The sequence below is a fragment of the Shewanella sp. DAU305 genome (assembly GCF_026802235.1).
Taxonomy (GTDB): Bacteria; Pseudomonadota; Gammaproteobacteria; order Enterobacterales; family Shewanellaceae; genus Shewanella; species Shewanella baltica.
Genome location: NZ_CP113808.1, coordinates 3,465,363 through 3,485,462 on the forward strand (window position 1 = coordinate 3,465,363; position 20,100 = coordinate 3,485,462).

Annotated in this window: 15 protein-coding genes; 8 read left to right on the plus strand and 7 right to left on the minus strand. The window is 45.6% G+C overall.

Going from position 1 to position 20,100, the window contains the following annotated elements; all coding sequences use genetic code 11:
- Positions 1 to 30: 30 nt before the first annotated feature.
- From rne to OX890_RS14645, 3 genes are all read left to right on the plus strand, one after another.
- Positions 31 to 3,486 carry a ribonuclease E gene (gene rne / locus OX890_RS14635; protein ID WP_268649451.1) on the plus strand — a complete coding sequence of 1,152 codons (3,456 nt, stop codon included), beginning with the start codon at positions 31 to 33 and terminating at the stop codon, positions 3,484 to 3,486.
- A 120-nt stretch (positions 3,487 to 3,606) separates the two neighbouring features.
- Complete coding sequence (locus tag OX890_RS14640; RefSeq protein ID WP_268649452.1) at positions 3,607 to 4,929, plus strand: IS4-like element ISSba6 family transposase; 1,323 nt, start codon at positions 3,607 to 3,609, stop codon at positions 4,927 to 4,929.
- A 142-nt stretch (positions 4,930 to 5,071) separates the two neighbouring features.
- Positions 5,072 to 6,631, plus strand: coding sequence for a SulP family inorganic anion transporter (locus OX890_RS14645; RefSeq protein WP_268649453.1), 1,560 nt, complete (start codon positions 5,072 to 5,074; stop codon positions 6,629 to 6,631).
- Positions 6,632 to 7,347: 716 nt separating this feature from the next.
- Here OX890_RS14645 and OX890_RS14650 read toward each other — a convergent pair.
- The 3 genes from OX890_RS14650 to OX890_RS14660 all read right to left on the minus strand — a co-directional run bounded on the left by OX890_RS14650 (position 7,348) and on the right by OX890_RS14660 (position 9,548).
- A complete protein-coding gene (locus OX890_RS14650) occupies positions 7,348 to 7,557 on the minus strand; it encodes a cold-shock protein (RefSeq protein WP_006081219.1) in 210 nt (69 codons plus the stop codon).
- 306 nt (positions 7,558 to 7,863) lie between these two features.
- Positions 7,864 to 8,679, minus strand: coding sequence for a 23S rRNA (guanine(745)-N(1))-methyltransferase (gene rlmA, locus OX890_RS14655; protein WP_259581561.1), 816 nt, complete (start codon positions 8,677 to 8,679; stop codon positions 7,864 to 7,866).
- Between the two features lie 41 nt (positions 8,680 to 8,720).
- Positions 8,721 to 9,548 carry a hypothetical protein gene (locus OX890_RS14660; RefSeq protein WP_259581559.1) on the minus strand — a complete coding sequence of 276 codons (828 nt, stop codon included), beginning with the start codon at positions 9,546 to 9,548 and terminating at the stop codon, positions 8,721 to 8,723.
- 177 nt (positions 9,549 to 9,725) lie between these two features.
- On the opposite strand from OX890_RS14660, the gene sbcB reads away from it, so the two are divergent.
- Positions 9,726 to 11,138, plus strand: a complete 1,413-nt coding sequence (gene sbcB, locus OX890_RS14665) for an exodeoxyribonuclease I (protein ID WP_268649454.1) — start codon at positions 9,726 to 9,728, stop codon at positions 11,136 to 11,138.
- Positions 11,139 to 11,348: 210 nt separating this feature from the next.
- Entirely contained in the window at positions 11,349 to 12,239 is an 891-nt protein-coding gene (gene cdd / locus OX890_RS14670; RefSeq protein ID WP_268649455.1) for a cytidine deaminase, read from the plus strand.
- 280 nt (positions 12,240 to 12,519) lie between these two features.
- Here the strand turns inward: cdd and OX890_RS14675 are convergent, their stop codons facing one another.
- The 3 genes from OX890_RS14675 to OX890_RS14685 form a co-directional block, all read right to left on the minus strand.
- Positions 12,520 to 12,750 carry a DUF1289 domain-containing protein gene (locus OX890_RS14675; RefSeq protein WP_011846519.1) on the minus strand — a complete coding sequence of 77 codons (231 nt, stop codon included), beginning with the start codon at positions 12,748 to 12,750 and terminating at the stop codon, positions 12,520 to 12,522.
- Positions 12,725 to 13,075, minus strand: coding sequence for a VOC family protein (locus tag OX890_RS14680; protein WP_107404793.1), 351 nt, complete (start codon positions 13,073 to 13,075; stop codon positions 12,725 to 12,727). The genes OX890_RS14675 and OX890_RS14680 overlap by 26 nt, the downstream gene beginning before the upstream one ends.
- A 102-nt stretch (positions 13,076 to 13,177) precedes the next feature.
- The gene (locus OX890_RS14685; RefSeq protein WP_037391578.1) at positions 13,178 to 13,882 is read right to left on the minus strand and encodes a hypothetical protein; all 705 of its coding nucleotides are present in this window, start codon (positions 13,880 to 13,882) and stop codon (positions 13,178 to 13,180) included.
- A gap of 496 nt (positions 13,883 to 14,378) precedes the next feature.
- Here OX890_RS14685 and OX890_RS14690 point away from each other — a divergent pair, with 496 nt between their 5' ends.
- From OX890_RS14690 to OX890_RS14700, 3 genes are all read left to right on the plus strand, one after another.
- A complete protein-coding gene (locus OX890_RS14690; protein ID WP_006087440.1) occupies positions 14,379 to 14,759 on the plus strand; it encodes a VOC family protein in 381 nt (126 codons plus the stop codon).
- Between the two features lie 250 nt (positions 14,760 to 15,009).
- Positions 15,010 to 18,480: a DUF748 domain-containing protein gene (locus tag OX890_RS14695; RefSeq protein ID WP_268649456.1), complete on the plus strand. Its 3,471-nt coding sequence runs from the start codon at positions 15,010 to 15,012 to the stop codon at positions 18,478 to 18,480.
- Between the two features lie 361 nt (positions 18,481 to 18,841).
- Positions 18,842 to 19,198: a glutathione S-transferase N-terminal domain-containing protein gene (locus OX890_RS14700; RefSeq protein WP_268649457.1), complete on the plus strand. Its 357-nt coding sequence runs from the start codon at positions 18,842 to 18,844 to the stop codon at positions 19,196 to 19,198.
- A 183-nt stretch (positions 19,199 to 19,381) separates the two neighbouring features.
- Here the strand turns inward: OX890_RS14700 and OX890_RS14705 are convergent, their stop codons facing one another.
- On the minus strand, positions 19,382 to 20,071 hold the full coding sequence (locus OX890_RS14705) for an energy-coupling factor ABC transporter permease (protein WP_268650616.1): 690 nt from the start codon (positions 20,069 to 20,071) through the stop codon (positions 19,382 to 19,384).
- Positions 20,072 to 20,100: the final 29 nt, after the last annotated feature.

The window sequence follows — 20,100 nt, forward strand, 5'->3', positions numbered from 1 at the left end:
AGGCTCAGTTGACCTACTGCTAGGCCCGTAATGCAGCGAAGCGCGATGTTTGATGACCTCTATTTAAAGAAGAATGACGTCATCATGAAACGTATGTTAATCAATGCAACTCAATCAGAAGAGTTGCGTGTTGCCCTTGTTGATGGGCAACAACTGTATGATCTAGATATTGAAAGTCCAGGTCATGAGCAAAAAAAATCAAACATTTACAAAGGTAAAATTACCCGCGTAGAACCGTCTTTAGAAGCCGCTTTCGTCGACTACGGTGCTGATCGTCACGGCTTTTTGCCACTGAAAGAAATCGCCAGAGAATATTTCCCGAAAGGATATTCGTTCCAAGGTCGCCCAAATATCAAAGAAGTTGTCAGTGAAGGACAAGAAGTTATTGTCCAGATTGATAAAGAAGAACGCGGCAATAAAGGCGCAGCCTTAACGACCTTCATCAGCCTAGCAGGCTCTTACTTAGTATTAATGCCAAACAACCCACGTGCAGGCGGAATTTCTCGTCGTATCGAAGGTGATGAGCGCACTGAGCTAAAAGAAGCGATGGCCGATTTGGAAGTGCCAGCGGGCATGGGTCTTATCGTACGTACTGCCGGTGTTGGCAAAGAGTCTGCCGAGTTAAAGTGGGACTTAAAAGTTCTGCAGCACCACTGGGCAGCAATCACCGAAGCTTCACAGGTTAAAGGCGCTCCTTTCTTAATTCACCAAGAAAGCAACGTGATCGTGCGCGCTATTCGTGACTACTTACGTCGTGATGTGGGCGAGATCCTCATCGACCATCCACGTATTTTCGAAGAAGCTAAGCAACATATCGCCTTAGTTCGCCCAGATTTCGTTGAGCGCGTAAAACTTTACGAAGCTGAAGTGCCGTTATTCACTCACTTCCAAATCGAATCACAAATCGAATCAGCCTTCCAACGTGAAGTGCGTCTGCCATCTGGCGGTTCGATTGTTATCGACCCAACTGAAGCTTTAACCTCAATCGATATCAACTCTGCCCGTGCCACTAAAGGCGGCGATATTGAAGAGACAGCACTGAACACTAACCTAGAAGCCGCCGATGAAATTGCCCGTCAATTACGTCTACGTGACTTAGGTGGCTTAGTGGTTATCGACTTTATCGATATGACGCCTGTGCGCCATCAGCGTGAAGTTGAAAACCGCTTACGTGATGCTGTGCACCATGACCGCGCTCGCGTGCAGTTAGGTCGCATCTCGCGTTTTGGTTTGATGGAAATGTCGCGTCAGCGTCTGCGTCCTTCTTTAGAAGAATCTGCTGCGCACATCTGCCCTCGTTGTCATGGCCAAGGCACGATTCGCAGTACTGAATCTTTAGCACTGTCGATTTTACGTTTGATGGAAGAAGAAGCCATCAAAGAGAACACCTCACAAATCGAAGCGATTGTGCCTGTGGATGTGGCGGCTTTCTTGTTGAACGAGAAACGCAAAGCCATTCGCATTACAGAACAACGTCACGATGTCGAAGTGTATGTGATACCTGATGCGCACATGATGACGCCAGATTACCGCGTGATCCGTCACCGTAGTGATGATGAAATCAGCGAGTCTAGCTATAAGCGTATCGAGCAGCCTGATGCCAAATTGTATGAGCCACGTAAACTGGAACGTACCGCAGCGCCTATTCCTGCATTAAAAGGTTTTGCCGCACCACAGAAAGTGGAACAAGCGCCATCACCAACGGTGAAAGTTGAAGCGCCACAACCTGGCTTCTTCAGCAAGCTAGTGAGTGCAGTCAGCGCTATGTTTGCGCCAAGCGAAAAAGCAGAACCCGTAAAAGTTGTTGAAACTAAAACAGCCGACACCAGTGCTGCTAACGCCAACCGCCGTAACCGTCGCAACGATACTCGCCGCCCACGTAATGCCCAAGATGCTGACAAAGCAAAAGAAGGCACTCGTGAGCCACGCAGCCGTAATCCGAAAAAACCAGCTGATGCCGCGGTAAACACAAGCACTCAAGAGCGCCCAGTTCGCGAGAAGGAAGAAGCTAAGCGTCCAGCGAAAGCGGAACCTAAGCCACGTGTGCAAGCGCTAAAAGACGTGGTTGCCGACGTTGAAGCCGATGCACCTAAGCAAGAAGTCGCCCGTGAACGCCGTCAACGTCGTAACATGCGCCGTAAGGTGCGTATCGATAATGGCCACAACACGCCAGATAATGCGATCCCAATTGCACCAGAAGATGCTGCTGAAGTATTAGCTGAAATTGCAGCCATTAACGCCGCAGCTGCGAGCACTATCAGTGTTGACACTAAAGCTGAAGTAGCCCAAGCACCTGCAGAAACTAAAGCACCAAGAACACGTCGTCAGCCTCGTAAAGAAGCGGCACCTGCTCAAGAAGCGGCTGAAAATGTTGCAATAGAAGAGAAAGCGGTGAGTTCTGCGGCAGCTGAAACCCCAGCGGTTGATGCAGTTAAGACTGAAGAACAGGCTGAAGTTGTTACAGCTGAATTTGCAGCACCAGCGGATGCGGTATCGCAAGATAACGAACCGGTCGATGCTGAAAGCGAAACTGCTGACGATCAAGCAAAACGCGAGCAAAGAGATGGTCAACGTCGTAGCCGTCGTAGCCCACGTCACCTTCGTGCAGCGGGTCAACGTCGTCGTCGTGATGAAGATGACCAAGGTACATCAACGCCAGCGCAATTCGTTCCAAATGACGAATTAGGTGCTGACCAAGAGTATCCAAGCGAAGTCGCCAGTGTGCGTGTAGAAGCGCCAGTCGTCGCAACTAAAACAGATGCAGTGGCTGAAACTCAAGCAACGGCTAAATCCGTTGAAGTAGAAACGGCACAAGCAAGCGAAGCACCTGTTGTTGAAGCTCCTGCTGTCGTTAAAGCTGAAGCGAAAGTTGAAACGCTAGCAAATGACGTTACAGCTGTCGAAACTCAGCCAGTTGAAGCTAAGCCAGTTGAGACTAAAGCTACTGAAGCGAAAGCGCCAAAAGCGGTTGAAGTGAAAGTTGACGTTGCGCCAGTCGTTGGGGCTCCCGTCGCTAACGTTGCAGCTGAAGTCGAAGCGGTTAAAGCTCCTGTAGTTGAAAGCCCAGCGGTTACACCAGCTGCGCCAAAAGTTGAAGCGGCTAAAGTTGAAGCGCCTAAGACTGAAACTGCTGAAGAGCCAAGCGTTGCACCGAGTGTTGAAGTTAAAGAAGCGGTTAAAGCAACAGCCTCTGCCCCAATGGCAAAACCTGCTGCTATCGCTAAACCTCAAACAACAGTGCAAGCGGCCCCAACGACAGTTAATTCGCAAATCACCGATTCGGTTGATGCGGTTGTTGTCAACAAGCCGAAAGCTGCCAGCCGTTTTGGCTCTATGGTGTCTTCGGATATGACCAAACCAGTTGTTGAAGTGAGAGAGCAAGTGGCTGTGCCTAAAGGACGCGAGTATGAAAATACTGCGACCGAAGAGCCGACCGCCAAAATCAAACTCGCTAACGGTGCAGAGTCGGATATGGCTCGTCCATAACCACTTAGGTTAGTCAGAAAAAGCCATGCAATTGCATAATGCCGATCAGTTAAGACAGATCGCTTGACGATCTCGCTGAAAAGATCAAAATCCGATGACCTCATGTCATCGGATTTTTTTATGCAACTCTCAGAAGCACTCGCTCGCACTCATATTACCCGCCTAACTGAATTTACCTGCTTAGCTGATGTGTTAGAACCTGAGTTAATTCAATCTTGTTTGGACTCTCAGGGCGTTGCGACGTTAAGACGGCGTAAATTGCCGATGGATGCGATGATTTGGGCCGTTATCGGAATGGCTTTGTTTCGAGGAGAGTCTGTTCGGTCACTCATCAACAAACTCGACATTGTTTTGCCGCAAGAGATTGATTATGTTGCACGCAGCGCCGTGACTCAGGCTCGAAAACGATTGGGCAGTGAGGTTATTCGAGAAGTGTTTAGTCGCAGCGCTAATACCTGGCACGCGAGAGCTGAACATCCTCATTGGTGCGGTCTTAACTTGTATGGTGTTGACGGTGTAGTGTGGCGGACACTCGATAGTGTCCAAAATCAAGCCGCCTTTGCGCGCATCGCAAACGCTTCCGGCGAAGCGGCTTATCCGCAAATTCGCATGGTTTGCTTGATGGAGTTAAGCAGCCATTTGTTGGTCAACAGCGCCTTTGATTCGGTTGCCGAAAATGAAATGAACTTAGCATCTCAGCTCATTCCTAGCATTCCCAATCACAGCCTAACCCTATTTGACCGAGGATTTTACTCGCTCGGCCTTCTGCACGCTTGGAAGCAAGCGCAACCTGATAGCCACTGGCTGTTGCCATTGAAGAAAGGCACTCAATATGAGGTGGTTCGAACATTGGGAAAACATGACCAGTGGGTGAAACTCACCACCACGCCTCAAGCCAGAAAGAAATGGCCGCAGCTCCCTGATACCCTTGAAGCGCGTTTACTCACTAAGACAGTGAAAGGTAAGTCAGTCGCCATTTTGACCTCGTTGACTGATCCGATGCGTTACCCCAGCGAAGACATCGTCGACTTATATGCCCATCGATGGGAAATCGAACTGGGCTACAGAGAGATGAAACAACATCTGTTGGAGAGTCGTTTTACGCTACGCAGTCAACTACCGGAGCTGGTGATTCAAGAGTTGTGGGGCGTGCTACTGGCCTACAATCTCATTAGATATAAGATGTTGCTGATGGCTAAAAGCTTGCCATCGGTCCATCCTAATCAACTGAGTTTTAGGGATGCGGCGAGTTATATCATCTTCAAGTTGACGCAACTGCCATCACAAACACCGGGGAATGTCCCGAGAGACGTATTGGATATAGAACGCAATGCACGGCAATTTAAGTTGGATGGTAAACGGGAAAGGGCTTATCCACGAGTCCTTAAAATGAGCAAAAACAAGTTTCCGGTTAGACCAAAGAAAAATGCCGTTCACTCTTAAGTGAACGGCATTAATGCAATTGCATGGCTTTTTTATTTCTATCGTAAAACTCACACTATATTTAAGGTTTAGCTCAATCCATTTTTTTGTTAGTATTCGCGCCTTATTTTTATCCACACAACAACTTAATAACAGAGGTTCAATGTTTGATCTCATTCGCCACAAAACGTCTAGCCATAAAGCCGATGTGCTTTCAGGGCTAACAGTTGCACTTGCGCTTATCCCAGAAGCGGTCGCATTTGCCTTTGTCGCCCATGTAGAGCCTATGGTTGGACTTTATGCCGCCTTTATCATGGGACTTATCACGGCACTGATTGGTGGCCGCCCAGGCATGATTTCAGGCGCGACAGGCGCTATGGCCGTCGTCATGGTGTCTTTGGTCGTTGAGCACGGTGTCCAATATTTATTTGCTGCCGTAGTCTTAGCGGGACTCATCCAGATCTCAGCCGGGGTATGTAAACTCGGTAAATTTATTCGGATTGTGCCCTATCCCGTCATGATTGGCTTTGTGAATGGTCTGGCGATTGTGATTTTCCTCGCCCAGCTAGGTCAGTTTAAGGTCAAGGATGCCAGCGGAAACTTAGTCTGGTTGCCACAAGAACCATTAATGCTGATGTTAGGCTTAGTGGCACTGACGATGGCGATAATTTATTTTTTGCCTAAGATCACCACAGCAGTGCCTTCATCACTAGTCGCAATCCTCACTGTGACGGCAATTGTCGTCGGACTCGATCTTGATACTCGTAATGTCCTCGACTTCCTAAAAACCATGAGTGGTAACGATAATGCGACGATAGCGGGTTCATTACCTAGCTTTGCTATTCCCTCTGTGCCTTTTAATCTTGAAACCTTATATATCATCCTGCCCTACTCCTGCATCTTAGCGGCTGTTGGTCTTATCGAATCACTGCTGACATTAACTGTGATAGATGAGATGACCAATACCCGTGGTCGCAGCAACAAAGAATGCGTCGGCCAAGGTCTTGGAAACATCACCAGCGGCTTCTTCGGTGCTATGGGTGGTTGTGCCATGATAGGTCAATCGATGATTAACATTAACTCGGGTGGACGCGGCCGATTATCAGGAATTACAGCCGCAATCGCGCTGCTTACCTTTATCTTATTTGGCGCTTCATTTATTGAGATAATCCCACTTGCGGCGCTAGTTGGGGTGATGTTTATCGTTGTGCTCGGCACCTTTGAATGGGCAAGCTTTAAGTTTATGGGTAAAGTCCCGAAACATGATGCTTTCGTTATCGTGCTAGTGACGACGGTAACCATATTTACCGATCTGGCATTTGCGGTATTTGTCGGCGTAATCGTTTCAGCCTTAGTCTTTGCCTGGGAACATGCCAAGCATATTAATGTGACGGAAGAGCAGAATGAGCAAGGCTGGAAAGTCTATAAACTCAATGGCCCATTGTTTTTTGGCTCAATTGCGAACTTCCTCGAGCTATTTGACCCATCAAAAGATCCACAAGATGTGGTTATCGACTTTAAGAACTCTCGGGTTGCCGATCATTCCGCATTGGAAGCAATAGACACGCTCGCTGAACGTTATGTTAATGCGGGTAAGAAGTTGCACTTGATCCACTTAAGCGCTGACTGTAAAGCACTGCTGCATAAAGCGGGAAATCTTGTCGAAGTGAATCAACTCGATGATCCTCACTATAAAGTGGCCGATGATAAGCTGGATTCGTAAGCAATGTTTCATTAGCAATGTGTGAGCTTCCATAAGAAATACAAAAAGCCTGAATAGCAATATTCAGGCTTTTTTATCGACTCAACGCCAATCAATGAATGGCAAAAAGCTGAGTCATATCAATCTATAATCCATCCCACACGATTTTAGCAGTAATTATCTGAATTCTGGTTTAGCCATGGCGAGAGTTGTAGTTAGGCATGTTACCAATGAACACAGTGCTGCATAAGCAGACTTCAAAGCGTTAATAGTGCCCTGCTGCTTCTGATCCTCCAGATTCATACAACAAAAAAGTGATGGGATGCACACGCTGTCGGCCTAGAGAGTTAAGTTACGCTATGGCTAAATACTGTGTTGAGAGGTAAAAACCTTTAATATCACTGAAGCAAAAACATGGTGGATGAATCGAGGAAGCTTTATTGAAGATTAACTCTCGAAAATGAGGTGTTTTGGAGATGAAGAGGAAATCTGGAAGCGGGAACTAGCAGTTAAATTAATACGGTAGGCTAAGAAAACGGTTGAGCAACTTAAGCTCATGCATCTAGCGACTATATATTTTACTTTCTTACTTTCTTACTTTCTTAGAAGACTACCCACTCTAGAAGAGCATCTAACCTAAAAGGATATTTTAAATTTCACACAAATAAAAAGAGCCATGGAATAAACCATAGCCCTTTAATCCATTGCTATCAGCTCTAGGCTAACAGCACCGAAAATTAACCAACGATAGTTACGTTTTCAGCTTGTGGACCTTTTTGACCTTGAGTCACAGTGAAAGACACTTTTTGGCCTTCATCAAGAGTTTTGAAACCGTCAGAGTTGATCGCACGGAAATGTACGAATACGTCTGGACCAGATTCTTGCTCAATGAATCCGAAACCTTTGTCAGAGTTGAACCACTTAACAACACCAGTAACTTGAGACATAATATAAATCCTGTAAATAAAAAATTAAAGCCTTAACGGCGGTGGAGCTGGAAAATGCCGGTATTACTTATGTTTACAGGACGAACTGGTCGTATTGAACACATAAATATAAGCCCAACCTTCAAGCTGATAAGACTATAAACCATTCTAAAGATAAGTCAACACGCTGCGACACTTTGGATTATTTATTTTGCCTAAATCTACTTTGCGGTTTTGCAACCGGCTAGCTGAACACTCAGTTCATGCTGCTTAGCAAGTATAGTTAAACATTTTAAATAATTTATTTCAATAGCTTAATCTTATCGCTTATCTTGAAATGCGATGCACTTCAATTTGGAAATCCAATTCACAACTCAGTCCTTGCAGAGCAAATGCTTGCTTTTGCTCATCGGTAAACTTCCAAGCGTAAGGCGTCATTTCTAAAAAATGAGCAATATGTTCACTTTTTGTCAGTTCAAGTTGAGAAATTAAGCGTTCCTGATGCAGGCACTCAAATCCGGGAATATGCGCTGCTGATACGGGATGTAATCTAGGCTCAGCATAAATCTGTTGCTTCAAGGCGAAGTGATGTGAAGGTCCGGGAGAGACTGTGATCAAGATACCACAATCGGCCATAATGCGTTGTAACTCTTCAACTTTGGAAGGTGCATAAATGCGAATGGCAAGATCGACACTTTGAGAGGCGATGGGCATCTCATAGGCACTTGCCACACAAAATGCTAAATTGGTGTAGCGTTTAGCCGCATATTTAATTGCTGACTTAGAAATATCTATGCCTTGTAAATCACAATCATGGTGCTGGCTCAACACATTGAATAAACGCTGGCTGTAGTACCCTTCCCCACAGCCTATATCGAGGATCTGCTTTGCTTCAGCACCAAATTCGAGCGCGAGTGCATTCACTCTATCACTCAAATCTTGATAGTAGCCTTCGTTTAGAAATTCACGCCGAGCAAACATCATCTGCTTGTTATCGCCAGGATCTTTTGAGTTTTTCTTCTGTACGGGCAATAAGTTGACATAGCCCTCTTTGGCCATATCAAACTTATGTTGCTGTGGACAACCCCAAGTTCGATCCGTTAACGTCAGCGGCGCGGAACACAGGGGACATAAATAATGCATAGTGGACTCTTATCGTTTAACTAAATTTTGGCAAGAAAGGTTTACGTTTCGTCTTCCATCAATCGATCAACCATCTGGATCAGTTCAGGTGGGGCAAGCAACTCATAACACTCTAATTTTCTTAATAACTTATCTGTGTTATCAACATCATTAGCGGCGCGGTTGTAATTGGGACGCTCAAACATATGGGTATAGGTTCTAAATAACCACTGTTGTTTCTGAAGTAACAAGGGATCGAGCCTTAATACCTCGTCGGCAAGGCTAGCGTGACATTGGCCAAGCTCCCCGCGTAAAAATGCTTGTAATTCTAACCTAACTTGCTCGATTTCGGTCATGTAAATAGCAAGGGATTCTGACGATGCGGCATAGTCGTATTGTCTTGCTAACAGCGCTTTGGCGACCATCAACGCTTTAGGCTCATGTAAGACACGTAAATCGGCTTCTAAAGGCACTAACTCAAACTTTGAATCAGCTTGTAAGGCAAAGGTTAAGCAATTCTCTGCGCCTAAACGATTAGCCATATCTAAAGTAAAAGATACGCCCCGTCGCAATTCTGCTGCGCAAAATTTTGCAGCAGTGCCCATACGCGTATAAAGCCGAAAACCTTGCCCAAGGCTCCGAGTAATCGGTGTATTAAAGGCCTGTGCACTTTGCGGTAATGATTCAACCTTAAGACCCATAAACGGTTGAAAGCGGATAGCAATATTTTGCGGGGTTCCGGCTTCAGCAATAACGACGACCTCTAGCAAAGGCGCACTGATCGCCTGTAACACAATAAAATCACTGATATCGTCGGGTAACCGCAACGTGAGTATCGACGCCTTTTCAGCATCAAGCACCATAGGCTCATTTAGAAATTGATGATACATAAGACATTATTCCCCTGTTCAGCCGCGATTGTACCGTCGAATCTTAATGAAGATCACCTATTAAGCCGTTATATTTTCAAGATAATGGCTTAATCATCTTAGTGGTGTAAATGTTCATTCGGGGAATTTCGGTGTTAAGATGTTATTATTCGACAAACTGTCATTTGAATTTAATTTATGTCTAATCATTCTCAGCCAAGCATATTTTGGCACGACTACGAAACCTTTGGGGCTAACCCGGCGAAAGACAGACCCTCGCAATTTGCCGGTATTCGCACGGATTTAGAGCTCAATATTATCGGCGAGCCTGAGATATTTTATTGCAAGCAAGCCCCTGATTATTTGCCGTCACCAGAAGCGATATTGATCACAGGAATCACGCCGCAGTTAGCCAATTTAAAAGGCATCCCTGAAACTGAGTTTATGGGGCGTATTCAAGCACTGTTTAGCCAGCCAAACACCTGTGTCGCGGGCTACAACTCACTGCGTTTTGATGATGAAGTGACCCGTTACGGCTTTTATAGAAATTTTATCGATCCCTATGCCCGTGAATGGCAAAATGGCAACTCTCGTTGGGATATCATCGATTTAGTGCGCGCGTGTTACGCATTTAGACCCGAAGGGATCAATTGGCCAACCAAGGAAGATGGATCTCCTAGTTTTAAGCTAGAACATTTGACCCAAGCGAATGGTTTAAGCCATGAGAAAGCCCATGATGCCATGTCTGATGTGTATGCAACCATCGCTATGGCAAAACTCATTCGCGAGAAACAACCTAAGTTATATCAGTACTATTTTGACCTGCGCCGTAAGCAAGCGGTGAGCGATCAAATCGATGTGCTCAATATGCAGCCGTTAGTACACGTGAGCTCTAAGATCAGTGCGCGCAATGGTTGTACGACGTTGATTTCCCCCGTGGCGCACCATCCAACCAATAAAAATGCAGTTATTTGCGTTAATTTAGCCATGGATTTAACGCCACTCTTTGAGCTAGATATCGAGCAAATTAAAACGCGTATGTATACGCCAAGAGCCGATCTTGCCGAAGACGAATTACCGATCGCGGTAAAACAAATTCATTTAAATAAGTGCCCTTTTATCACTTCGGCTAAAATCCTCAGCGATGAACATGCCGCTCGTTTAGGCATAGATAAAGAATTTGCCAGAGAGCAATATAAACGCCTTAAACTTCACCCAGAACTACGTGAAAAACTGGCGCTCTTATTTGAGCACGATGACAGCAGAGCGACCACAGATCCCGATTTGATGCTGTATTCAGGTGGTTTCTTTAGCCAAACTGATAAAGCGAAAATGGAAATCATCCGTCATACCCTACCGCAAAATTTAGCGGCGCTAGACTTGCAGTTTGATGATCCACGTATCCCTGAAATGCTGTTTCGTTACCGCGCCCGTAATTATCCTGAACTACTCGATTACGAAGAGTCACAGCGCTGGCGTGAATTCTGTCAAAGTCGCTTAGCCGATCAAGACTACGTACTTAAATTAGAAAATCTGCTGCAAGATACGCAAGCGGATGAGACTAAGCAGAAGTTACTGGCTGCCCTTTGTCATTATTTGCGTGAACTTTAAGTTTAATCAATTCAAGCTTAAGTCTTTTATTTAATAGTCTTAAGCTTGTTTATATTCGTGAATAGACTCACTCTATTAGGCGCATAACTTAAATTGTTTACTATCGAACACACACATTTGCAGCGTATAAACGCGAGCTAACTCGCATTTATGCTGTAACAAAATTACTAGAATGTTCTTCCATGAACTTAACAAATAAGGAATCGGGAAATGCAAGATAGATTCATTCGTAGCATAACCCAACTGCCAACGCCGTTAGCCGATACTCTCATTCCGATGTTGCACCAGAATTTTGCTGGACACTTAGATGCGCAGCAACTTGCCACACTAACAAGTGCAAGCAAGATGACCGAAGCAGAAGTGTTACTGGCACTGCTGCCGATAGCCGCTGCACTGGCGAAACCGCCTATCAGTGAGTTTTATGTCGGTGCGATTGCCAAAGGAAAAAGTGGCGATATCTACATGGGTGCCAACTTAGAATTACCCGGTGAAGCGCTGTTTCATTCTGTCCATGCAGAACAAAGCGCTATCAGCCATGCATGGCTCAGCGGTGAAAGCCAAATTGTTGATATCATAGTCAATGCCAGCCCTTGCGGCCATTGCCGTCAATTTATGAATGAGCTGGTTGAAGGAAGTAAGATCAGCATTCATCTACCCGCACAGGAAAGCCATCCACTGGCTTATTATTTACCCTATGCCTTTGGCCCAAAAGACTTAAATGTCACTTCGCCTTTAATGGCGAAGCAACAAACTGAATTTGCTTTAGATAGTGCCGATCCTATGATCATCGAAGGTTTAGATCATGCCGGTTTAAGCTACGCGCCTTACACACAGAGTTTTGCTGCCGTGGTTTTAGAAACACGCGATGGCGCAACCTATTGTGGTCGCTATGCAGAGAACGCGGCATTCAATCCTTCTATGCTGCCGATGCAGATGGCCTTGTCAAATCTCGTTCGCCATAATCGCGAATTTAGCGATATCAGCCGTGCGGTGTTGATTGAATCATCTCAAGGAAAAATCAGTTTGGTCGGCGCGACTATGGATGCACTCCATACCGTTGCCGCCATCGAACTTGAGCACATAGTCATCGATCCCGTGTAACTTCTGCTTCAAATGCCAAGAGTGCTTCAAAATGCTAACGGCGAAATACGTTAATGCGTATTTCGCCGTTGGATTATTCGATTAATACTTCAACATCAAGTGATCACCCGCTAATGCTGACGCCAAAGTAGCTGTATTGAACTTTAATGCCTAACACCCAATCCTCAAACGTTACGCCTAGTGCTCAAACGCAAACGCTAGTACTTAAACGTAACTCTGAGTATTCAAATGTGAAAGCTAACTCGGCATAAATGGTTAACCTCAGCACAATTATGCAAGGCTACTCACTATCCAGAGTTCTATTTACGCCGCTTCTTTTGGCCTGAGACTCAGCTTTACGCTGCGCCATTCTGGCAAAACAAGCTTGCCGCTCCACATCTGACATAGCGCGCCAGGCTAAAATCTCATCAAGATGCCTAAAGCAACCTAAGCAAATATCTTGCTGGTCTAAACAACAATTGCGGATACAAGGATTGGCATTAGGATCATTCTGACCAGACGGCATATTCATTGCCACAGGGTTCAGTGAAGTGGAATCGGCGACCACCGGGGAAACTAAATATATCTGCCGTAATAGCGCCGCCAGCGGCCACGACAGCCGTCAGAGTCAATTCTAAGTTCTGGCTGTAGATCACAATCAGCGGGCAGCCTTTTGCGAGGGTAAAATCCACCTCGGCTTGATAGAAGCCACCTGTGATCCCGACATCCATAAAGCAGCTGTATTCAGGACCGTAATCGACATAGGTCCAGCCAAATACCTGGCTAAAAAAGGCCTTAGAACTCGCAATATCGCGGCTCGGGATTTCCAAATAATTGATGCTGTGTTGAAGGTTCATAGACTTCCTTGCTATTTAATGAGGGACAAAATGATGGGCACAAAATGCATGAATAAAAAATGGGAGCCAAAGCTCCCATTCTATTCGCGGCTTTAACTCAGGTTAACCTTGGATTAAGGCTGCGACAAGTCCAATCAGACCACCAAACACCCCGCCCCAGATCACTAACCAACCTAAATGCGTTTGGATCATGTCCTGAACGATTTGTTTCACCATTTGCGGTGTCAGCTCGTTTAACCTTTGTTCCACTATGTTGGCAATTTTAGTTTGCAGATCGGCCATCACATTTGGCTGTTCGATTTCTTGTTTCAACAGCTCGTGGAATGCATCACTTTGCGCCATTTCAACTAAAGAAGCTTTCATCTTCACAATAAACGGCTCTTTTAGCGGTAATAACGCATCCGTACCGCCGAACATAGACAACATGCCGCCAAAGGAAGATTGCGCGACTGTGCTAATTAAGGCATCGAAAGAAGGCGCTAAATCGACCTTCTCAATCACGGGGGCCAAGTCTATTTTACTCAGCCCTTCTTTTTCAGATAGGAATCGGTCGATATTTTCTGTGGTAAAAAACTGCTTCATCATCAGATGAGCAATGCCCGCCTTAAACTCTTCGAAACGAGAAGGCACGACTCCCGAGCCATAGAGTCCGGGGACTTTCTCAAACAACATATAAACCGCAACCCAGTTGGTAATCGCACCCGATAAGGCAAACAATCCGACATTCAGGACAATTGCCGAATGCATCAGGTAACCCACAACCACCAAAGCAGCCGCCAATAAATTTGTTACTAAACTCTTATTCAATCTCGTATCCCCTAAGGTGGCATCGATAAGATGCAAAACTGGCCTATATTAACAAGTTAACGGGAGTCAGGTCTAACACTCAAACCACAGTAAACGAACCCATTTCCAAATCTGTTTTCAGTGCTAAGTCTTGGCGCGACAAGCTGCATCCAGCTCATAGCTAAAGCCGCAACGTCACAGAGCCGCTAACGGCCGATAGTCCTATGCAAAATAAGTGAATCCCCTTGTAGAACATTAAGTTAATTTAATGCTCACCAAGCTCAAAAATGCAGAAATTTTAATTTACTGCCTGTGAATTATCAACTGGCCTCAACTACACTCAATTTGGGTTAGAAACCCGAAATAGGGTTTCTAACATACAAACTCAGAATTCAGGGCTTAAACACAAGTCTTGAATAAAGGCCTTCAATACAAGCCTTAAATACGGGCCTTAAACACAGCCACTGAACATCGGCTCAAATACAAAAGTTAACCACAATAAATTAGGGATGCGCTTATGGAATCGGCTTTTAATACTGCAGGGGCGTTAAGTTGGCATGAACTCACAACCAATAATACCGAAGAGGCCATGCGCTTCTATGCTGAGATTTTTGGCTGGCACTTTAAAACCGTCAAAATGCCCCACGGTCACTATCACATTATTGAAAACGAGGGGATCAGCATTGGCGGAATTACCGACAGTTTAATCCCCACCCTTCCCTCACATTGGACTGGCTATATTACGGTTAACGATGTGGATCAAGTGGCTATCAGTGCCAAAAAACTCGGCGGCGATATTCTGTTTGGCCCTGAAGATATTCCCGAAGTGGGCCGTTTTTGTTGGATAAAAGACCCACAGGGCGCCATTATTGCGGCCATTAGCTATTTAAAACGCTGATGTAAAAACTGACCTGAACATGATGAGTTTCGACTCAAGGATACGCCGCAGGTTGATACAGATGTAGCTATCAATGTAGAAGATAGGTTGTCACTCAGCAAAGACGGGGTTCGGAATAAGTTGTCGTCGGGTAATGCCAAGATTTCATTGATAAAATATAAATAATCTCTGGAAACATTAGCGTTAATCGCTAGAATGTTCGCACTTATGGCAGTTTTTCCCTGTCTTATGCATTGGAGCCTTGATATTAATGCTGACCCAGCTATCGCAATTCAAACACACTTTTTTTGCTCTCCCAAGGTACCTGCGTGTGCTTGTTTACCTCACCGCCGTCTACCTTAGCTATGTCTGCACATTAGGTTTAATCCTGCCCTATGCAATAACCACGCTGGCACCCGAAAAACTCTCTGCTTTACTCGGCCGTCCCGTCACCCTCGGGGATATCCGCATCAATCCCTTTAATTTCAAAGTCGAAATCGACCAACTGGCCATTAAAGAAAAAGACGAAAAAACGTTTGCAGGCTTAGCGCAAGTCCAATTCGAAGTGAACTTTTGGCAATCTGTTTTTAATCGCGCCGCCGTTATCGAAAACATACACATACAAGCGCCCTACGCACACATCATCCGCGTGGAGAAAAAAGGCAAAGCTGGATTCAACTTCGACGATATTCTGCAGACCTTGAACGAGCATTCATCCGCGAGCACAGAAACAACACCCGCAGAAGCCAGCGCCCCCGTTCGTGTCCTGCTCAGCCAATTTGTATTAGATGCAGGGCAATTTAACTTCGATGACAAAATTACCCATGCTCAAGTTAATTATCCCAATATCAATTTAAAACTCAGTCAGCTCGATACTGAATATTTGATGTCGGCATTGTCGGCCTCAGTAGCACCAGCCACAAAAGCAAATAAGACTGAAGCCAACCCGACACCAAACGCCCAATCAGCCTCTGACACTGGCTCTGGCTCCCAAGTTATGCCAATTCAGCACAATCACTATGTGATACAACTCAGTGATGATCATGCTGGTGAAATCAGTTCGCAGGGGCAATTCCAACTGTTCCCATTAAAAATCGCAGGTGACGTCCACATCGCCAAACTGAAACTGACACCCCTGTGGCGGTTTATCGACGATCAATTTAAGCCAGCACTTACCGATGGCCAAATCACTGCCAAGACTCAGTATCAAGTGGATCTTGCCGAGAATGGCGAGTTACAAGTCACCAGCAACAATGGCCAGTTTATTGTTGAAAAACTGAACTTTAACGACCAAGAGCGCTCAGTGGTCAAGCTGCCAATCTTTGCCCTCGACGGTATTTCGATGGATCTAAAGCTGCAGCAAGTGCACATCAATAAGCTTCACAGTGATGGCCTCACTGTAAACGCCATTTGGAATCAAGATGGACTCGATCTCGCCAGCTTGTTCATGCCTAAATCCGCCAGTGCGTCTACAAGTGCAGCGCCGCCAGTTGCTAATTCCATCGATGCTAAGCCGATAGATGCTAAGTCGATAGAAACTAAGCCGGCAGATGCTAAGCCACTAGAGGCCAAAAATGTTGAGAGCGTACAAGTCACGCAAGTGGAAGAAAAGCCTCAAATAGCTGAGATGGCAACTGATGCAAGCGAGACCACAGACAAACCAACAGAAAGCGAATTAGTCACGGCCAGCGAGAACAATAAAACGGAGCAAAATACTGAGGCCGCCGCAAACATCACAGCTGATGCCACTCATGAAGCCACTGCAGAAGTCGCTTCTGAGGCAGATCCTCAACAGCCAATCAAGCAAACACCAGTAACGACGTCAACTGACACTTGGTTCGTGCAACTCGATGCGCTCAATATTGAAAACTACGATCTTAATCTATCGGAGCAAAAATTAACGGCAACACCGCAGCAATGGCGTGTGTATCCACTTAACTTTTCAACAAAAACTATCACCAGCACCTTGGCCGAGCCGATTGATTATGCGCTGCAACTCAGCATTAATGACAAAGGTACTTTAAGCTCTCAAGGCCAGATCGATGTGACAGGCGAAGCGATAGATGCCGATATTCAACTCGATAAGCTCGCATTAATCCAGTTCCAACCGTATCTTGCGCCCTACGTGAATATCCAGCTCAAGAGTGGTTTATTAAGCTCTGCAGGTAAGCTCACGGCTGATGCCAAGGGCAAAGCCATTTACGGCGGCAGTGTTGAGCTCGATGATTTAGCCATTCATGACAAATTGCGTAATGCCCCGCTGGTCAAATGGCAAAAGATGAATATCAATCAGCTGGATTTTGACCAACAAAAAAATCAAATCAAAATCGATCACTTAGCCTTTAATCAACCCTACGCCAAAGTGGTGATAGCTAAAGATAGAAGCACTAATATCAGCGACCTTATCGTCGAAGCGCCTATTGCAGCTTCAGTAACGAATAGTGCGACAACGAACAGCGCGCCCCCTGCTAAGCAAACCGCAACCGAGCCGCAAATGGCGAGCAAGTCAGCAACACCAGAGCTGAGCCTCGATATTCAAAAAATTAGCTTTAGCCAAGGCTCGGCTTACTTTGCCGATAACTCACTTACTCCGAATTTTGCTTCGGGAATTGAGCTGCTTGAAGGCAATATCACTCACCTGTCGTCAACGCCAGGCACTAAAGCCTCGGTCGATATCAAAGGTAAGATAGACAAGTACGCGCCTGTAACCCTAAAAGGCGATATTAACCCTTTGTTAGACATGCCATATTTAGATCTCGATTTAGTCTTCAAGAGTGTTGAGCTCACCTCAGTCAATCCTTACTCAGGCACCTATGCGGGTTACTACATAGATAAGGGACAGTTATCACTGTCGCTGAACTACAAACTCGATCAGAACAAGCTCAAGGGCAATAACCATCTAGTCATAGATCAACTGAAACTCGGTAAACCCAGTAACAGTGACCTTGCCACTAGCTTACCTATCACGCTCGCCATTGCGCTGCTACAGGACCGTAACGGCGTGATTGATTTAGGTATGGAGGTCTCAGGCGATTTAGACTCACCCAGCTTTAGTGTCGGCAGCATCATAATGACGGCGATTACCAATGTGATCACTAAAGCCGTCACTGCGCCCTTCACTTTCCTAGCGGGGCTGATAGGTTCAGACGAAAGCTTAGACAAAATCAGCTTTGCCGCTGGTCAATTCAGCCTAAGTGAAGATGAGCAGAAAAGTTTAGACAAACTCGCCAGCGCCTTACTCGACAGACCTATGCTTAAGCTCAGCGTTGAAGGGGAAGTCGATGCCATCAATGACAGCCAAGCCATTGCTGAGCGTATCATGAAGCGTAAATTGGCTAAGTTAGCCAATATCGAGTTCAGTGCGTTACCTGATGATTTAAGTCCAAGCCAATTCCCGACCCAAGGGCCGCTAGCCGATGTGCTAGTGAAGCTCTATGAGCAGGAAGTTAAAGCCGATCCGACACTAATAAAAGACACAGTTATCGCAGAGGCCAAAGACGCGCAGCTTTCCGATGACGAAATCACCACCCGCTGGCATATCGCTTTATATAATCTGTCGGTAAAAGCGCAGAATGTTAACGATGGCATGTTGGGTAATTTGGCCCAAGAAAGAGCCAAAGCCGTTAAAGCTTACCTTGTAGACGTGAAAGAGATTGCCCCAGAGCGGATCTTCTTGCTCGAAAGCCGAGTGAGTTTAACCCAGAATGTGGCCCAAGTGAGCCTCACCATAGATGTGCAATAGAGGCGCAATAGCCCCGCAATAACACAAGCAGCTGCTATCTTTGCGATAAAAGAAGCCCGCTAAAGCTCAGCTTTAACGGGCTTCTTTCTTATGGTGAAGAGCATGCCTAAATGTATAGCTAAGCGCATATCTAATTGTTACCGCTAAGCGAAAACGCTGTCCTTGTCGCCAAAGAATCTTCTACCTGTTAATCCACACTAAAATGTTGGCCGCGCTTTGTGCCATAGGTTACACTCTGCGGCCTTTATGCAACTGGGATCGCACGCACGAATCGCTAAATCCCAGTTTCGTCGCACATTTGCGACGGCGCCATTGACACACGAATCACTTTTCAACACACATTATCATTGAGGTCACTGACATGTTTATCATTCGCTGGATTTTAGGCAGGATCATTCTGTTTTTAAACTTCGTATTTAGCCCTAAAAAGCGCCAACGTCCACTGGCAGAGCAACAACAGATTGATACTCAAACTCAAGCATTGGCCCTGTATCAGTATCCAGCTTGCCCATTTTGCGTAAAAGTCCGCCGTGCAATGCGCCGTCAGGGACTCAACATAGTGACCCACGACGCTAAAAAAGCGCCACACAAAGATGAGCTCGTCGCCCAAGGTGGCAAACAGCAAGTGCCTTGTCTGCGTATTGAAGAAAACGGCCAAGTACAGTGGTTGTATGAATCTAAAGAAATCATTAACTACTTAAACCAACGCTTCGCCTAAATCGCGGTGCAACTGTCTGTGTAAATATCCAAATAAGTGCGCCCAGTAACCTTTCCAATGAACTGTTTAATCGACTTTTCAATGGACTTCCCAATGAACTTTACAATGGGTTTTCCGTTGAAATACCAAGGTTTCGGGCGCAGTTCTTTTATTGCGTTGTTTTATCGCATTCTTTTATCACATCTACTTACGCCACAAATATTCACGGTCAGAATAATCAAATAACCACTGGGGTTGATATACCACCAATAGCGTTACCGCCATACCATTAAGCAATGCCTCGGGGAACGCCAGCAAAGGGATTAGCATCAAGTAGTCATCCACTAACACATTCCAATCGTAATCCGCTGCAGACCACAACCACATCGCCCAACTCAATTGATGAAACACAGTTGAAAGGCCCGCATTTATAAAACCGCCGACGAAGATAAACACAAAAATGTGTTTAGGAAATAAATGGTAACTGCGACTGTATAAAATAAAACACAGGAACAGCGGCACAGCCATGGCGAATAGACTAAAAGCCCCAAAATCAGCGGGCTGTTTTAGTACAAAAAGACTAAAAAAAGCGCTTGGCAACAGTAATGCCACGGTCGCAAGACGCCAACCGAACATCAGCATACAGGTCACTATTCCCAGAAAATGCAGATGCAACCCAGTTTGAATACTGGCATTTAACGACCACAGCGCATTAACGCCCACCAGCGTCAGTAACAAGCGTAACTGCAGATTTTTATCCCGCCGGATCTGCGCTAACTCTTCTTTTGGCCATATCGCATATATCCATAACGCCAAGAGCATAAGGCATATGCCTTGAGTTAGGCTCATATCCCACTCGATTTGCGCCCATTTATTCGACCAAAACGCCAACATTAATCGCCCATCCTTAATCCATTGCGCCA

Excerpts from the sequence above, each read along its gene's own strand:
- OX890_RS14700 (WP_268649457.1), top strand. The coding sequence starts at position 18,842 with ATGTTTATCATTCGCTGGATTTTAGGCAGGATCATTCTGTTTTTAAAC.
- OX890_RS14690 (WP_006087440.1), top strand. The coding sequence starts at position 14,379 with ATGGAATCGGCTTTTAATACTGCAGGGGCGTTAAGTTGGCATGAACTC.
- OX890_RS14660 (WP_259581559.1), bottom strand. The coding sequence starts at position 9,548 with ATGTATCATCAATTTCTAAATGAGCCTATGGTGCTTGATGCTGAAAAG.
- OX890_RS14650 (WP_006081219.1), bottom strand. The coding sequence starts at position 7,557 with ATGTCTCAAGTTACTGGTGTTGTTAAGTGGTTCAACTCTGACAAAGGT.
- cdd (WP_268649455.1), top strand. The coding sequence starts at position 11,349 with ATGCAAGATAGATTCATTCGTAGCATAACCCAACTGCCAACGCCGTTA.
- OX890_RS14680 (WP_107404793.1), bottom strand. The coding sequence starts at position 13,075 with ATGAACCTTCAACACAGCATCAATTATTTGGAAATCCCGAGCCGCGAT.
- OX890_RS14705 (WP_268650616.1), bottom strand. The coding sequence starts at position 20,071 with ATGTTGGCGTTTTGGTCGAATAAATGGGCGCAAATCGAGTGGGATATG.
- OX890_RS14695 (WP_268649456.1), top strand. The coding sequence starts at position 15,010 with ATGCTGACCCAGCTATCGCAATTCAAACACACTTTTTTTGCTCTCCCA.
- rne (WP_268649451.1), top strand. The coding sequence starts at position 31 with ATGCAGCGAAGCGCGATGTTTGATGACCTCTATTTAAAGAAGAATGAC.
- sbcB (WP_268649454.1), top strand. The coding sequence starts at position 9,726 with ATGTCTAATCATTCTCAGCCAAGCATATTTTGGCACGACTACGAAACC.
- rlmA (WP_259581561.1), bottom strand. The coding sequence starts at position 8,679 with ATGCATTATTTATGTCCCCTGTGTTCCGCGCCGCTGACGTTAACGGAT.
- OX890_RS14640 (WP_268649452.1), top strand. The coding sequence starts at position 3,607 with ATGCAACTCTCAGAAGCACTCGCTCGCACTCATATTACCCGCCTAACT.
- OX890_RS14675 (WP_011846519.1), bottom strand. The coding sequence starts at position 12,750 with ATGAATATGCCGTCTGGTCAGAATGATCCTAATGCCAATCCTTGTATC.
- OX890_RS14645 (WP_268649453.1), top strand. The coding sequence starts at position 5,072 with ATGTTTGATCTCATTCGCCACAAAACGTCTAGCCATAAAGCCGATGTG.